We start from the raw sequence: 13115 nt of genomic DNA, 5'->3' as shown, positions 1-13115 counted from the left end.
CGTAAGTTCCCGGCCAGCGGACGCTCTGCGCGGCAATCGGCGCATGCCGCCGGACCCACAGCGCACATCGTTGAAACGACACATTAGAAGCTTACAGGCGCATTCCCTCAAAAGCAAGATTCTGCTTTTCCGCTGGTTAGGATGTGTTGACAAAGTGGATTGAACTAACCCGCTGCCGCGGGAGTGTGGGGAGCGCATTTACGGCTGAGGTTTCCTGTCTGAGGATTGTGGTTGTTACAGCCCAACCCATCAGACAGGAGTTTCCCAATGGCCGATATCAGCCCTCTTCGCCGGCGGATGATCGAGGACATGACAATCCGCAACTTGTCTCCGCAACTCAACGATCCTACATTCATGCGGTGTTGAGGTTCAGCCGTTTCTTTGGCCGTTCCCCGGATCGACTGGACCTGGAGGACGTGCGGGAGTTTCAGGTCTATCTGTTGTTGCAGGGAATTTCGTGGCCGGCACTCAACCAGACGGTCTGTGCTCTGCGGTTTTTCTACGGTGTGACGCTGAAGCGAGACGAGATGCCGGAACGTAAGGGATGCATCGGCCATGAGTGTCTGACGCTGGTCTGGAGTACACCCCCGGACACGGAGTTCTTCGTCGTGTCGTATCCCCTCACAACGAGAAGCACGAAGTTGCCGATGAACTCGCGCTCTGACAGTCCTTGCATGTCGGGATTGTGGGCCATCATGGAAATGAGATCGAGTTTTGGTTGCTGGTGAATGCGCTCGTTCCACAGGCCCCGGAACGCATCGGCCATCTCGAACAGCACGGCTGTCCGCTCTTCCTCGGATTTCACCGGCGCATCAGGTGCTGCGTGATCGCAGACCAGTGCGTCCGACCAGTATGCCAGCCTGTGCCGCTCCTCAAGGGGGAAGTCGAACAGCGTTGCAAGCATCGACACTGTGAGTTCGGAGGAAACGGTTCGGGCCCAGTCGAAGGTCTCGTTGCGGGGTAGCCCGGCCAGCAGGCTGCGTGTGCGCTCCCGGATCAGGATTTCATAACTGGCAAGATTGGTCGGGGCCGCAACGGGGGCAACCGTCTTTCTTTCGCGCGTGTGCCGCGGTGGGTCGCTGGAAATGAAACTTCCGCCAAGGCGGTTGTCAATACGTATGCCTCCCCGCTCGGACGCGGAGGAGAAGCTCGCATAGTCCAGTTCAATCGCCTGAATGTCATCGAAGCGCGTGATCGACCAATAGGCGCCGTAAGGGCTGAAGGCGCAATGATGAACGGGCTGTTCGCATCGCAGTCGTGCGAAGTAGGGACCCCACTTGTCCTGCTGGAATAGTGCAGGGTTGCTTACATCAAGCTTATCGAGCAGAATGTTCTCTGCATCAACGATGTGGGGCGGGGTCATGCGGCGGAAGGTCCGGGTCTAGGCAAAAGTGGAGGTGAATGGACGGTCAATCAGGCCGGGATCCTCGAGATGGCGATGCATGATGTCGAGGAAATGCCCGATATGATAGCCGTCGGTCAGGCCATGATGGTTCTGGATTGCCAATGGTGCCATCGTCCGGCCGCCGCTCTCATACATCTTTCCGATGCCGAACACCGGCATGGAAGCCACGCGGCGCGCATATGGGAATGTCAGCGACGTGAAGCTGTTCCAGGGGTTGTTGGTGATGAAGACCTGGCCCTGGTTGTCGGAACCGATGTTCGGCTCCAGTCCCTGTGCAGCTCTGTCAATGATGGCAAGATTGGACGGATAGTCGTCCGCGAAGCTGATCCACCCCCACAGAAGTGGTCCGACTTGAAGTATGTCTTATGGCATCAAGGAGGATTAGAACATGCCAAGGAAAAAGCACACGCCTGAAGAGATCGTCGCCAAGCTGCGGCAGGTGGATGTCCTTGTTTCGCAAGGGTCTCCAGTGAGCGACGCGATCCGGCAGATCGGGGTGACCGAGGTGACCTATTACCGGTGGCGCCAGGAATACGGCGGGCTGAAGCTGGACCAGGTGAAGCGGCTGAAGGAGCTGGAGCTTGAGAATGCCAGGCTCCGGAAGGCCGTCTCCGACCTTACCTTGGACAAGCTCATCTTGAAGGAGGCGGCACGGGGAAACTACTGAGCCCCGCGCGGCGCCGGGCGTGCATTGCGCACGTCCGGCAGGCTCTGTCGATTTCGGAGCGCCGTGCCTGTGTGGGGCTCGGCCAGCACCGGTCGACACAGCGTAAGACCCCGCGGGGCCGGGACGATGAGGAGCAGCTGACTGGTGACCTGGTTGCGCTGGTCCGGGAGCATGGCCGGCTGCGCTACCCCAGCCGGCTACGCCGCCCGCGCTGGCGCCAAGGCAGCCAATGCACTAACATTCAACCCGGACCACTCGTTGGGGGCCGATCAGCTAGCGGCTAGGCAATTTTTGATCGTAGCCGCTGGTGGCGGCTAATGCATCGGGCCGATTGGCTCAAGTCTCACCTCGTCATACCCGTGGGCGAAGCTGAGTGATGCAACCGCCATTTCGGGATCGTCGCGATAACTGCTGCAGCCCAGAGACTGCATCGTGGCGACCCATCCATGCTTGGTTTCCTCCACTTCTCCCAGTGCGCTCTCCAGGAGTTTCCCAGTCTTAGAGCTTTTCGCTGTGACGAGGTACTTCATGTGCTTGCTGTTCTGGTTGGAGCAATGCCAATGCGTGTCGATACTTCTCGATCCTCTCGAGATCTCGCGGCGTGACGTCGGCGATGCGGGACAAGTCCATGTTGTCCTGGATGTCTGCTATCTTCACCGCACGAGAAATCTGATTGCCCGCGGCCCGGCGCACGAAACTGTTGTAGACCTCGCCATTGATTTTCGTCACCAGCCGCAGGGCTTCTATAACAGTTGAGCTAAAGCCCTCGTGCTCAAGACGTTCGAACGTCCAGCCTGAGCAATCCTCGACTACGTCATGCAGAACGGCGACGATGCGGGCCTCCTCGCTGTCTTGGGCACGCATTACGCGTAGCGGATGCGAGATATAGGAAGCGCCTGCCTTGTCGACTTGGTCAGCGTGAGCTGCAGTGGCGATGGCTATGGCGCGTTCAAAGTTCATACGGATCTCCTGTCTTGGAGCCCGGCTCGAGCCGCTCAGGCTCGCGCCCGGCGGTGTTTTCAAGATGGAATAGATGGAGATTATAGCCGTTGGGCATGGAGGGCAACAATCCATACATGATGTCTTTGAACTGAAGGACACTCAGTGATCCGTGTGGTGCTGCCATTCCACCGGCAGGGATCATCGCTTCCGCGCTCGCCAGTCCCAAGGCATCTCGAAGGACCCCGCCCAGATGCCACGGCGGGCAAGCCGGGCTTCGTCTTCCTGTGATATGTAATCGATTCCGTACTTCCGAAATGCCACGGCCCAGCCCTGCGAGACCATCCAGGCGTTGAGGTTTATGTCGCCTTTGAAGCAGACGGCTATGGTGCGCTTGTAGCGGTCGCGGCCCTTGGGCTCGCAACTCACCACCGAGCGCCCGATCATATCAGCGAGCGCAAACGCCGACTTCTGGCCGCAGCGATATCGTTTGCCGGCGGCGTCAATACAAAGCTGGGAACTCTCCGGCGCGTCTATGGCGTCGAGCCGTATCCGCTCGCCGTGGATCTCAATGGTGTCGCCATCGATGACCGAAGCCCTACCCTGGATCGCAGGGGCGCTCATGGAATCAGCCACGCCGGTGCCGAGGGATGCTACAAGTGCAGTCCATATTGCCAGCGCGGGCATGCGGTTGATCATGATGCCAAATCCCTATCACGGGCTTGGGAAATCGGGAACGGTTCGCGACATCATGGGAATACTTGGCGCTGCCATTCCAGCGGAAACGGCTGCATAGCCTTGGCCATCGTCAGCCCCTCCGGCTGCCGCCCTGACAGTATGGCCTCGACGATCTCCGGCGCGAGCAGTGTCATGCGCAGCACGCGGCTGACGTAGGACGGATTGATGTTCTCTTCATCAGCGATTTCCTCGATGGTAGCGTATTCGCCGGTCTCCAGCAGCTTGCGCCACCGGAAGCCGCGGGCGAGGGCCTTGAGGAGCGCGCTGTCGACCCATGCCCTCGGTGCCGGTGTCGCCGCAGTGCCGTCCGGCGTGATCACGAGCTTTTTTCCGCCGCGCCTGCGGATGGTGAATGGCACGGTGACGGTTGTGGTCTGTTCTGTCATGCCGCCGCCTTTCGGCTCTTGCCGGTAATGGTGCCGACCTCCGCCACCATCTGCGCCAGTCCCTTGTCGCGGAACCGCAGCTTCAATCCCCCGGTGCCGATGTCTACGCGCTCGATCAGCAATTGTACAATGCGCGCCTGCTCTGCGGGAAAGAGTTCGGCCCACAACGGGTCGAGAGCCGTCAAAGCTTCGCGCACATTGCCTTCCGCCAAGCCCTCACATTCCGGCTGCGCGGCGCGCCAGGTTGCCACGACCACCTCCGGCGCGCGCAGCATGCCGCGGATCTGACTGATGACGGCGGCCTCGATCTCCGCCGCCGGGACGCGCGCCACCGGGCATTTCCCAGCTCCGTGCTTCAGCACCGTCTGACTGACGTAGTAGCGGTAGAGGCGGTCGCCCTTGCGGGTGTGGGTCGGTGAGAAGGCGGCACCATCCGGCCCGTAGAGCATGCCCTTCAGCATGGCAGGCGTCTCGGCGCGCGTATTGCTGGCGCGAAGGCGTGGGCTTTGTTGCAGGATGGACTGAACCTGTTCCCATGTCCTCTGGTCGATCAGGCGCTGGTGCTCTCCCGCATAGCCGGTGCCCTTGTGGACCGCTTCGCCGATGTAGGCGCGGTTGTTCAGCATCCTGTAGAGGAAGTTCTTGCTCATGGCATTGCCGCGCGGCGTGCGGATGCCTTTTCTCACAACCTCCCGCGCAAGCTCCGTGGCCGAGCCGATTTCCAGGAATCGGGCAAAGATCCACCGGACGTTCCGGGCCTCCTCGTCCTCGATCACAAGCTTCCTATCCTTCGGCTTGTAGCCGTAGGGCGGGGTGCCTCCCATGAAGATACCCTTCATCCGGCTGGCCTTGACCTTGTCACGTATACGCTCGGCCGTTACTTCGCGTTCGAACTGGGCGAAGGACAGCAGGATGTTGAGGGTGAGGCGACCCATGGACGTGGTAGTGTTGAAGCTCTGGGTGACTGATACGAAGGTGACATTGTTACGGTCGAACACTTCGACCAGCTTCGAGAAATCCATCAGCGAGCGCGACAGGCGATCAATCTTGTAGACGACCACTACGTCCACGAGGCCGTCCTCGATGTCGGACATTAGCCGATGCAGGGCAGGGCGGTCCAGCGTGCCGCCGGAGATGCCGCCGTCGTCATAGTGATCGCGCACCAGCGCCCAGCCCTCAGACCGCTGGCTGGCAATATAGGCTTCGCAGGCTTCACGCTGGGCGTCGAGCGAATTGAATTCCTGCTCCAACCCTTCCTCGGAGGATTTGCGGGTGTAGACGGCGCAGCGGAGCTTGCGATTTGTCGGCTTGTTCATGCTTATGTCCTCGCACTGGATTTGAGGCCGAAGAACACTGGCCCACTCCACGGAGTTCCCGTGATGACGCGTGCAATGGCAGACAAAGATTTGTAGGGCCTTCCCTGATATTCGAAATCATCATCGCGCACCGTGACGCAGTGCTCGACGCCCTGGTATTCGCGGATGAGGCGCGTGCCAGAGATCGGTCGGTCATTGGCAGGGCGCTTGCGCACATCGACGCGGCCGCCGTCCAGTTCCTCACCCAGCTTCTCCAGCCGCCGCACCGTCTCCGGCTTCAGCCCGCCATAAGCCAGTTCCTGGATGCGGTAGGCGAGGCGGCTTTCGAGATAGCGGCGGTTGAAAGCCGGCGGCTCACTTTCGAACAGTTGCCGCCATTGCTCCTTGAGTTTTGGTGTGGGTGTGGTCTTCAGCGCCGCCAATCTCGCCAGTACTTGATCGCTCATCGTGTCAGGCCTCCATTTGAGTTGCGGGTTGCATGACTGCTCTTCGGGCGGGATATGTCGACGTGACTTTCTCCGCAGTCAGCAGATAAAGGACTGGACTGTCGCGCCTTCATGCGGATGAGACCGGCCGCGAGGATGCGGCCCAACTCGGCGAGGCGTTCGGCGGGGGTCATGCGGTTGGGGTCGAGGGCGTTGCTCATACCTTTATAGTAGGAGCCCGCGCCTCCGATCTTCCCAAGAGGTCCCATCGGAACAGTACAGCGCGAGGCTGGGGATGAACTTGCCAGCCATTGGGCAAGGCGGGCTGGGTGCTTGCCGGCGTGGGCTTTTTCAAGGTCCAGTTCCAGAACCCTGCTTATTCGTTCGAGCTAAGTGTTCTTACGGAGGTCTTTCTGCACTGATTTGCTATAATGCGGTCACACTGAACAACGCTGAGGTATAAAGGAGAGCAATGGTTATCTTGCCGGAGGACTATCTGGACAGGTTACTTGCACCAAAGGCAATAGATCCGCGGCGGGTTACCTTGATCCTGAAGACGCTCTATCCGAACTGTACGCTTCAGGAACTTGAGGCACTTCTGGTCCAGTCGGCGGCCAGAGATGGCTATAGTTGCGTCTGTCAGGCTCCTTTCTTCACCGAAGGCGATCCCAATCAGAGTACCCGTTGCCACGACTTTTGACATGGCCGACAGCCTGCCGCCGCAGAGCCTTGACCCGCAGGCTGAACATGCCTTTCCAGGCAGATCATGGCGGTAGACCAGAAGATCAAGTCTGACCAATTGCCTATGTTGTTTGCCTTGATGCAGGGGGGGCGGATTCTCCACAGCTTGTCCACAGCAACCGATGCAGATTTGCGCATCGGTAAAAATTCCTCTGGACAGGAATGTTCGTGTGTGGAACAAATATAGAACAAACTGATGTGAGAGGATGCGTTCAATGTCCCAGATCATTGCCGATTTCCGCCATTCTGCCCTGACCCACGAACCAGAGCAACTCACCAGCCGCGAGATCTGGGCGGTGGCGCACCAGGTCCGCAACCAGCTGCTGGACAATACCCTCGACCGGCAGATCGACCTGTCGCAGATCGAGGAGAAGGCGGCCCGGTTCGAGGTGAATGGCATCCGCTATGGCGTCCTCTGGGACTTCGAACATGACGTGCGCAACGCCAGGGACGATGAGGTCATGGGGGTCACCGAGTATCACGACACAACGCCGATGCATGTGCTGGTGTCGATCAACGGTCCCCGTCTCAGGTCGCTGGATACGCTGCTGCGTTCCACCGTCGCGCATGAACTGGGCCACGTGGTGTTTGACGCGCCGGGCTGGATGGTTGTGGGGGGAGATGCCTTCGTTCAGGTGGCCTCCGCGTTCAATCCCGGCCCTTTGGCGCAACGGGATCCGAAGGAGGTGCGCGCCAACGAGTTCATGGGTGCGTTCCTGGTTCCTGCTCCGCTGATCCGTGTCGACTGGCTGCGTCTCGTCAAACGCAATCGATTGCCGCTGTCGCCCAAACCCTCGCAGGTGATCATCGGCGCTCCAGCTGTCGACGGCACCGCGATCCATGCGGAAGCCGCGATGGAAATCCTCTACGCGCTGGGCGAACTCTACGGCGTGTCCAGCGACTTCATCCGCGTGCGGCTTTGCCGCTACGACCTGCTGCGCACGCCGCGGCCCCTCACCTTTCACTGAACCGTTCCAACTGGAGGACAGACCATGGCCTTTGGACAGTGGATTCGCGCCAAGCGCGAAGAAGCCAACATCATGCTGATCGATTTTGCCCGCGATATCAACATCTCGCCGGCCTACTGGTCCCGCATCGAGCGGGGCTTCGAGAAGGCGCCGAAGGACCAGCTCATCATCGCGGCCTGCGAGCGATTGGGGCTCGGCACCGACCGGGCCTTCATCGAGGCGCAGCGCCTGCCGCCCGACATGCAGGAGGATATCTCTGTCGCCGTGTCGGTCTACCGGCAGTTCAAGGCGCACGCCAGATGAGTACCTGACCGGTTGATGATCTCTCAGATCTGACGTTTCTCACCGCGGCCTTCCGGCTGTTGCTGGCGGACGTGCCTCTGCACGTTTGCGCGTTTGCACACCGACGCAATCCACGAGCACCCGGGAGGCCACATTGACCAGCACAGCCTTGAAGCTTCAGGCCTCGAACCGGGAACTTGACGCCCGCGACCTCGGCGTGATGCGGGCGACCGCCAGCGCCCATGCGCGCAAGCTCTCGCGATCATTCAGGCTTTCTCTGGACGAGCAGAATGACGTCGAGCAGGATATTCTCGTGACGCTGCTCGAGCGCTGGCACTACTTTGACGACGCCCGCGGCAGCAACATCGCCTTTGCCATCCGGATCGCGCGCCAGGCCCTGCATGCGATTGCCGGCCGGATCATTGCCAACCGTGAGATCGCGGCCCTCGACATCGACTTCGCGCAGGATGTCGATGATCCCTCAGGCGAAGTGGAAGCCCTGACGATTGCCGACACGCTGCCGGACGATGCGGCGCCCACCGAAGCCATGATCCTGGATGCCTGTGCGCTCGGCCGATTCCTCGAAGGGCTGCCGCAGGATTACGCCCTTGTCGCCCAAGCCATTCGCGAACAGGACGGTGATCTTGCCGAGGCGCAGCGCCTCAGCGCTCTGTCCACAACCGAATTCTACCGGCGCCTGCGTGAACTGCGCTACCGGCTTGTCTGCCTCGAGCTGGCCCCGCGGCAGTGGCTGCAGCGCTGATGACCTCCTGGGAAAATCCCGCCTCCCGGCCGCTACTATAAAGGTAGAGGGGCAAGTTCTGGAAGGACGCTTGCCCCCTGCATCGGGGCCCAGGTCGACGCCCAAGTGACCTCCTGGGAAAACTGAACGCCCCGATCGCTACTGTAGAGGTAGAGAGGAAAGTCAGGGCTCGCTCCGGCACCCAAACCTCCCTCCGACATCAATGGTTCACAACGGCTGCAAACCCATTGCGGCCGAACGAGAAAGGTTTGCCCGATGCTTGCCCGCCCTGATCCCCTTCCGCTCTTTGTCATTCCTCTCGACGAGAACGGCTTCGTCGACTGGCTGATCGATGCAAAGCCCGGCGATACGCTGGTCTATTACCGGGGTCATCTCTCGCACGACCGCATGCCCTCCACCAAGGTCCTCGACGATCCTCGCCGCCGAAAGCTGGCGGAGGTTGCAACCCGCGTCCTCGCCGCGGAAGCCCAGGGCCTGGTCATGCCCGTGCAGCACCGCGTTGGCCCGAACGAATGGCTCTATCTCGCCATCCGCACGCATGGGGCCCTGCGCACCACCCACAACCACAAGCCGTCTCCCACTTCCGCACGGAGCCTCGCCCATGTCTGAGTCATCCAACGCCCATTCCGGCTTCGCCGGCATTGACACCATGAGCGTCGGGGATCTCGCCATCCTGCCCGCTGCCACGCTGGCAAGCCTCAAGGCGCAGGTCGAGCAGATCTACGAGGAGGCCCACCGCCTCGATGACAAGCTCGATGCCGCGCTCGACTATCGCTACGGCCCCCGAGCACACCAGACGCGCGCCGCGCAGGAAAAAGACACCGGGACTGTCCGCTTTGAAGACAACGGCTTCATCGTCGTCGCCGATCTGCCCAAGCGCGTCAAGTGGGACCAGCAGCGTCTCAAGGAACTGGTCGAACTGATCCGCTCAGGCTGGGGCGAAAACCCTGCCGACTATGTGAAGGTCAGGTACGAGGTCTCCGAGCGTGCCTATGAGGCATGGCCTCCGCGCCTCAGGGAACTGTTCACGCCGGCGCGCACCGTCGAGACGGGCAAGCCTGCTTACGAACTGCTTCCCACCGACAGGAGGCGCGCATGAGCGTCCCCGCGATCGTCAACGAGGGCGATGACAGCATCCCGCAGGTCATTGACCACGCCACCGCCGCGCTCACCAGCGCGCGCAGTGCGGGCGAACTGCTCGAAGCGCGCGATCTCGCGTCCTTCGCCTATGACGCCGCGAAGCGCGCGGCCCGGCTGGCCAAGGCCAAGAATGCGCACGATGAGCTGATCGCAGCCGCCCATCGCGCCCAGGCCGACGCGCTCACCATCGAAGCGCTGGCCAAGCGCCGTCTTGCGGACGAGTACGACGCGGCGCAGGAGCGCGGTGAAGTTGCGACCCGGCAGAACAACCCGGGCACAGGGGGGCATGTTCCGGACGGGAACATGCCCCCTGCCACCGCCGCCGATCTCGGCATCTCCCGCAAGGACATCCACGAGGCGCGTGTGATCCGCGACGCCGAGGAGGCGGAGCCCGGCATCGTCCGCCGCGCCCTCAACGAGAAACTCGCCCGCGGCGAGGAACCGACGCGCGCGGCGCTGCGCAAGATGGTCGTCGATGCCGCCATGCGGGGCCTGCGGCCGGCGTGCAAGCTCAGCCGCCGGAACCCGCTCCATGTCCCGCCGACGCCACAACAGGCCGCCTGGCAACATGTCACCGGCACGTTCCGCGCCTTCGCCGAATGGGCCACGGACGACAACCTCGCGCTTGCTCACCAGGGCATGCGCGAGGCCAGGGCGGGCCCGTTTCACCACCTCGACGTCAAGGCCATCGCCCAGGGGGCGGAATGTTTCAACACAATCAAGGAGTGGTTCGATGCTTGATAGCCAGTCAGCGGCATTTGCCGAGCGGGTATTGGACGTTGCGTCCCAGCTTGGCAACAATGCCCCGAAGATCGCCGATGACATCATGGAGGCCGCTTTCCCGCTGACCTGTTCGCAGGCCCGCGCGGAGGGTGCGACGCGGATGCTGCGCACCGGGGTCATTTCCGAGGTGAAGCGGATCCTGCGCAACCGGCGTGACCTGGAGCAGCAGTCGGATTTTGCCGACCGGTGCGACGCCTTTGCGCCCCTCGTCAGCGATCTGCGGTCTAAATCGTATTTCGTTGAAAGCGCCGAAGAATATGTCGCGGTGCCGGATCTCATTGCGGAGCCCGATCTTCTCGACGACGCGCGCCGTTTCATGCGGCGCAAGGGCCTGGAATGCCTTGCCGAGGCCAATCGCCTGGATGCGCTGTACACGGCCGTGACCGGCAATGGAGCCGACGCTGAGCTGATCGGTGAGGTGCTGGCATGAGCGGCAAGCTCCCCTTCATGGCGACCGGCCCGCCGAGCGGCATCTGAACCTTCAGCCTTCAAGCCATCAACGCCTTTTTCAACCGTCAAATAACGGAACGAGAACTCATGTCCGCAATCCAGAACTGCTCCCCCGTGGAGCTTGCCAGCCGGCTGGTCGACGCCATCGGTCCTGGCCGCTTTGCACTCCTCAACGATGCGCTGTCCGGCGCGCCCGCCGGCGAGATCGGCGCGGCCCTGCGCATGATCGGCGAGGCCATCGCCACGCATGAACGTGCGCATGCCCAACTGGCGGCGCTGCGCGATTACATCGCGAGCCTCGCCGATGGTGCCGCGCCGACGAGCGAGCAGCTTGTCGTGCCTGTCGACCCCTCCGCTGTCATGCAGTGAGGTCCACAATGGCAATTTCTCTCGCTTCCCTGAAGACCTCAACCCACCTCACGCCCCCGGCCGTCATCGTCCACGGTGTGGCTGGCGTGGGAAAGACCACCTTCGCCGCTGACAGCGACAAGGCCGTCGCCGTCTGCACCGAGGATGGGCTCGGCATGCTCAAGATTCCGCACTTTCCCCTGGCGCGGAGCTTCGAGGAGGTGATTGAGGCGCTCGCGGCCTTGCACTCAGAGCCGCACGAGCACCGCACGCTGGTGGTCGACAGCCTCGACTGGCTGGAGCCGCTGGTCTGGCAGCATGCCTGCAAGATCAACAACTGGTCGACCATCGAGGAGCCGGGCTATGGCAAGGGCTACATCGCGGCACTTGATCTGTGGCGGCAGTACCTCGACTGGATCAACGCGCTCCGCGAGGACCGGCGGATGATGGTGGTGCAACTCGCCCACACCGACATCAAGCGTTTCGACAGCCCCGAGCACGAGCCATACGACCGTTACGTCATCAAGCTCCACGCAAGGGCTGCAGCGCTGCTGCAGGAACATGCCGACGTCGTGATGTTCGCAAACTACCGCATCTCGACCGTCAAGGCGGATGTCGGTTTCAACAAGAAGGTGACCCGTGCGCTCGGGAGCGGCGAACGGGTTCTCTACACCGCCGAGCGTCCCGCCTTCCTCGCAAAGAACCGCTACGGGCTTCCCGATGTCCTTCCCCTGGACTGGGACGCCTTCGCCGCGGCCATGCCCAAGTTCGATTGACCTCCAACCCTCCAGCACAGGAACCATTCCAATGGCACGTTTCGACACCACCTTCGACGCCAGCGGCGTCGAGCCCCTCACCGGTTACGAGCTTCTCCCGGCCGGGGATTATGTCGCCCAGATCGTCGAGAGCGAGATGCGCCCGACCCGCAACGGGAACGGCGAGCTTCTCTGGATCGCGATGGACATTCTCGAGGGTCAGTACCAAGGCCGCAAGGCGTATGACCAGCTGAATCTCATAAATCCCAATCCCACCACCGTGGAGATGGCGCAGCGCACGCTGTCGGCCATCTGCCACGCAACGGGCGAACTGCATGTCAGCGACTCCGAGGACCTGCACTTCAAGCCCATGACCATCCGGGTCTCGATCCGCAAGCCCAAGGACGGCGGGCAGGAGCGCAACCAGATCCGCTACCTGGTGCCGAAGGATGAGCCCGCCACGGCGCCTGCACGCCCGGCAGCGCCGCAGCGCCCTGCGCGCTCCGCTGCCGGCACGACGCCCACCGCGCCGGCTCGCACCAATGCCGCGCCCTGGAAGGCCAAGGCCTGAGGACAGACTGAGCCACCGCTGCCGGACGCGTGAGGCCTCCGGCGGCGGTGTTCATCCCAGACATACGGAGACATCGATGGATACCCTTCATACCGCTGATTCAGCGGCCGCCAGAGCTTTGCCCGAAACGACCCCCAATGCGCGCAGGCTGCGCCTTGCCGCACTCGACGACAGCATTGCCCGCATCCGCACGCAGATTGCCGCTGCCGATCTCGAGCGTCAGGCTAAGGCCAAGAAGATCGATCCCGGCTGGTTCCACCGCGCCAAGACGGCACTGCGTCATCTGCAGCGCGAACGCGCGGAGTTGCTTGCCACGACCCCTGCCGCCGCCACGCGCAAGGCCGCCCTCAAGGACGCGATCATCGAAGTGGTGCGCCGCGAGCATGATGACGCGAGCTGGGCCGCCGTTCTGAACGAGGCGCATCGCCTCACCGCAGG

General features: G+C 62.0%; 18 protein-coding genes and 2 pseudogenes. 13 read left to right on the top strand and 7 right to left on the bottom strand.

Features of this window, described 5'->3' with window-relative positions; genetic code table 11:
- Positions 1–267: 267 nt before the first annotated feature.
- A pseudogene (locus ACILRA_RS00350) lies at positions 268–539 on the top strand (site-specific integrase); the annotation flags it as partial.
- Here ACILRA_RS00350 and ACILRA_RS00345 read toward each other — a convergent pair.
- Together ACILRA_RS00345 and ACILRA_RS00340 are read right to left on the bottom strand one after the other, a co-directional pair.
- Positions 500–1363, bottom strand: a complete 864-nt coding sequence (locus tag ACILRA_RS00345) for a hypothetical protein (RefSeq protein WP_395660124.1) — start codon at positions 1361–1363, stop codon at positions 500–502. The pseudogene ACILRA_RS00350 and the gene ACILRA_RS00345 overlap by 40 nt on opposite strands.
- A gap of 18 nt (positions 1364–1381) precedes the next feature.
- The gene (locus ACILRA_RS00340) at positions 1382–1660 is read right to left on the bottom strand and encodes a CatA-like O-acetyltransferase (protein ID WP_395660123.1); all 279 of its coding nucleotides are present in this window, start codon (positions 1658–1660) and stop codon (positions 1382–1384) included.
- Between the two features lie 133 nt (positions 1661–1793).
- On the opposite strand from ACILRA_RS00340, the pseudogene ACILRA_RS00335 reads away from it, so the two are divergent.
- A pseudogene (locus tag ACILRA_RS00335) lies at positions 1794–2260 on the top strand (transposase); the annotation flags it as partial.
- Positions 2261–2570: 310 nt separating this feature from the next.
- On the opposite strand, the gene ACILRA_RS00330 reads toward ACILRA_RS00335, so the two are convergent.
- The 5 genes from ACILRA_RS00330 to ACILRA_RS00310 all read right to left on the bottom strand — a co-directional run bounded on the left by ACILRA_RS00330 (position 2571) and on the right by ACILRA_RS00310 (position 5897).
- The gene (locus ACILRA_RS00330) at positions 2571–3032 is read right to left on the bottom strand and encodes a GTP pyrophosphokinase (protein ID WP_395660093.1); all 462 of its coding nucleotides are present in this window, start codon (positions 3030–3032) and stop codon (positions 2571–2573) included.
- A 180-nt stretch (positions 3033–3212) separates the two neighbouring features.
- Positions 3213–3710 carry a thermonuclease family protein gene (locus ACILRA_RS00325; protein ID WP_395660092.1) on the bottom strand — a complete coding sequence of 166 codons (498 nt, stop codon included), beginning with the start codon at positions 3708–3710 and terminating at the stop codon, positions 3213–3215.
- Between the two features lie 50 nt (positions 3711–3760).
- Positions 3761–4135: a hypothetical protein gene (locus tag ACILRA_RS00320; RefSeq protein ID WP_395660091.1), complete on the bottom strand. Its 375-nt coding sequence runs from the start codon at positions 4133–4135 to the stop codon at positions 3761–3763.
- Complete coding sequence (locus tag ACILRA_RS00315) at positions 4132–5451, bottom strand: recombinase family protein (RefSeq protein ID WP_395660090.1); 1320 nt, start codon at positions 5449–5451, stop codon at positions 4132–4134. The genes ACILRA_RS00320 and ACILRA_RS00315 overlap by 4 nt, the downstream gene beginning before the upstream one ends.
- Positions 5452–5453: 2 nt before the next feature.
- Positions 5454–5897, bottom strand: a complete 444-nt coding sequence (locus ACILRA_RS00310) for a DUF2924 domain-containing protein (protein ID WP_395660089.1) — start codon at positions 5895–5897, stop codon at positions 5454–5456.
- 935 nt (positions 5898–6832) lie between these two features.
- Between ACILRA_RS00310 and ACILRA_RS00305 the strand changes: the two genes are divergently transcribed.
- From ACILRA_RS00305 to ACILRA_RS00255, 11 genes are all read left to right on the top strand, one after another.
- Positions 6833–7585: an ImmA/IrrE family metallo-endopeptidase gene (locus ACILRA_RS00305; RefSeq protein ID WP_395660088.1), complete on the top strand. Its 753-nt coding sequence runs from the start codon at positions 6833–6835 to the stop codon at positions 7583–7585.
- A 24-nt stretch (positions 7586–7609) separates the two neighbouring features.
- Positions 7610–7888 (top strand): helix-turn-helix domain-containing protein, encoded by a 279-nt coding sequence (locus ACILRA_RS00300; RefSeq protein WP_395660087.1) that lies wholly within the window; start codon positions 7610–7612, stop codon positions 7886–7888.
- 133 nt (positions 7889–8021) lie between these two features.
- Positions 8022–8630, top strand: coding sequence for a sigma factor (locus ACILRA_RS00295; protein WP_395660086.1), 609 nt, complete (start codon positions 8022–8024; stop codon positions 8628–8630).
- Positions 8631–8885: 255 nt separating this feature from the next.
- The gene (locus ACILRA_RS00290) at positions 8886–9239 is read left to right on the top strand and encodes a hypothetical protein (protein WP_395660085.1); all 354 of its coding nucleotides are present in this window, start codon (positions 8886–8888) and stop codon (positions 9237–9239) included.
- Complete coding sequence (locus tag ACILRA_RS00285; protein ID WP_395660084.1) at positions 9232–9729, top strand: hypothetical protein; 498 nt, start codon at positions 9232–9234, stop codon at positions 9727–9729. Before ACILRA_RS00290 ends, ACILRA_RS00285 begins: the two co-directional genes overlap by 8 nt.
- The gene (locus ACILRA_RS00280) at positions 9726–10511 is read left to right on the top strand and encodes a hypothetical protein (RefSeq protein ID WP_395660083.1); all 786 of its coding nucleotides are present in this window, start codon (positions 9726–9728) and stop codon (positions 10509–10511) included. The genes ACILRA_RS00285 and ACILRA_RS00280 overlap by 4 nt, the downstream gene beginning before the upstream one ends.
- A complete protein-coding gene (locus ACILRA_RS00275) occupies positions 10504–10983 on the top strand; it encodes a hypothetical protein (RefSeq protein WP_395660082.1) in 480 nt (159 codons plus the stop codon). Before ACILRA_RS00280 ends, ACILRA_RS00275 begins: the two co-directional genes overlap by 8 nt.
- A 107-nt stretch (positions 10984–11090) precedes the next feature.
- On the top strand, positions 11091–11372 hold the full coding sequence (locus ACILRA_RS00270; protein ID WP_395660081.1) for a hypothetical protein: 282 nt from the start codon (positions 11091–11093) through the stop codon (positions 11370–11372).
- Between the two features lie 8 nt (positions 11373–11380).
- Positions 11381–12127, top strand: coding sequence for an ATP-binding protein (locus tag ACILRA_RS00265; RefSeq protein WP_395660080.1), 747 nt, complete (start codon positions 11381–11383; stop codon positions 12125–12127).
- A 31-nt stretch (positions 12128–12158) separates the two neighbouring features.
- Complete coding sequence (locus tag ACILRA_RS00260) at positions 12159–12677, top strand: DUF669 domain-containing protein (protein WP_395660079.1); 519 nt, start codon at positions 12159–12161, stop codon at positions 12675–12677.
- A 76-nt stretch (positions 12678–12753) separates the two neighbouring features.
- The coding region (locus ACILRA_RS00255) for a hypothetical protein (protein WP_395660078.1) at positions 12754–13115 on the top strand (362 nt) is incomplete at its 3' end.

The sequence above is a fragment of the Aestuariivirga sp. genome, from assembly GCF_044239095.1.
In the GTDB taxonomy this organism is placed as follows: Bacteria; Pseudomonadota; Alphaproteobacteria; order Rhizobiales; family Aestuariivirgaceae; genus Aestuariivirga.
Note: the sequence above shows the minus strand (reverse complement) of the source record. Positions and strands in the feature narration are given on the sequence as shown.

Bases quoted from the DNA above. Each gene is read 5' to 3' on its own strand.
- ACILRA_RS00285 (WP_395660084.1), top strand. From the start codon at position 9,232: ATGTCTGAGTCATCCAACGCCCATTCCGGCTTCGCCGGCATTGACACC.
- ACILRA_RS00265 (WP_395660080.1), top strand. From the start codon at position 11,381: ATGGCAATTTCTCTCGCTTCCCTGAAGACCTCAACCCACCTCACGCCC.
- ACILRA_RS00270 (WP_395660081.1), top strand. From the start codon at position 11,091: ATGTCCGCAATCCAGAACTGCTCCCCCGTGGAGCTTGCCAGCCGGCTG.
- ACILRA_RS00345 (WP_395660124.1), bottom strand. From the start codon at position 1,363: ATGACCCCGCCCCACATCGTTGATGCAGAGAACATTCTGCTCGATAAG.
- ACILRA_RS00330 (WP_395660093.1), bottom strand. From the start codon at position 3,032: ATGAACTTTGAACGCGCCATAGCCATCGCCACTGCAGCTCACGCTGAC.
- ACILRA_RS00310 (WP_395660089.1), bottom strand. From the start codon at position 5,897: ATGAGCGATCAAGTACTGGCGAGATTGGCGGCGCTGAAGACCACACCC.
- ACILRA_RS00315 (WP_395660090.1), bottom strand. From the start codon at position 5,451: ATGAACAAGCCGACAAATCGCAAGCTCCGCTGCGCCGTCTACACCCGC.
- ACILRA_RS00325 (WP_395660092.1), bottom strand. From the start codon at position 3,710: ATGATCAACCGCATGCCCGCGCTGGCAATATGGACTGCACTTGTAGCA.
- ACILRA_RS00300 (WP_395660087.1), top strand. From the start codon at position 7,610: ATGGCCTTTGGACAGTGGATTCGCGCCAAGCGCGAAGAAGCCAACATC.
- ACILRA_RS00305 (WP_395660088.1), top strand. From the start codon at position 6,833: ATGTCCCAGATCATTGCCGATTTCCGCCATTCTGCCCTGACCCACGAA.
- ACILRA_RS00260 (WP_395660079.1), top strand. From the start codon at position 12,159: ATGGCACGTTTCGACACCACCTTCGACGCCAGCGGCGTCGAGCCCCTC.
- ACILRA_RS00290 (WP_395660085.1), top strand. From the start codon at position 8,886: ATGCTTGCCCGCCCTGATCCCCTTCCGCTCTTTGTCATTCCTCTCGAC.
- ACILRA_RS00275 (WP_395660082.1), top strand. From the start codon at position 10,504: ATGCTTGATAGCCAGTCAGCGGCATTTGCCGAGCGGGTATTGGACGTT.
- ACILRA_RS00320 (WP_395660091.1), bottom strand. From the start codon at position 4,135: ATGACAGAACAGACCACAACCGTCACCGTGCCATTCACCATCCGCAGG.
- ACILRA_RS00280 (WP_395660083.1), top strand. From the start codon at position 9,726: ATGAGCGTCCCCGCGATCGTCAACGAGGGCGATGACAGCATCCCGCAG.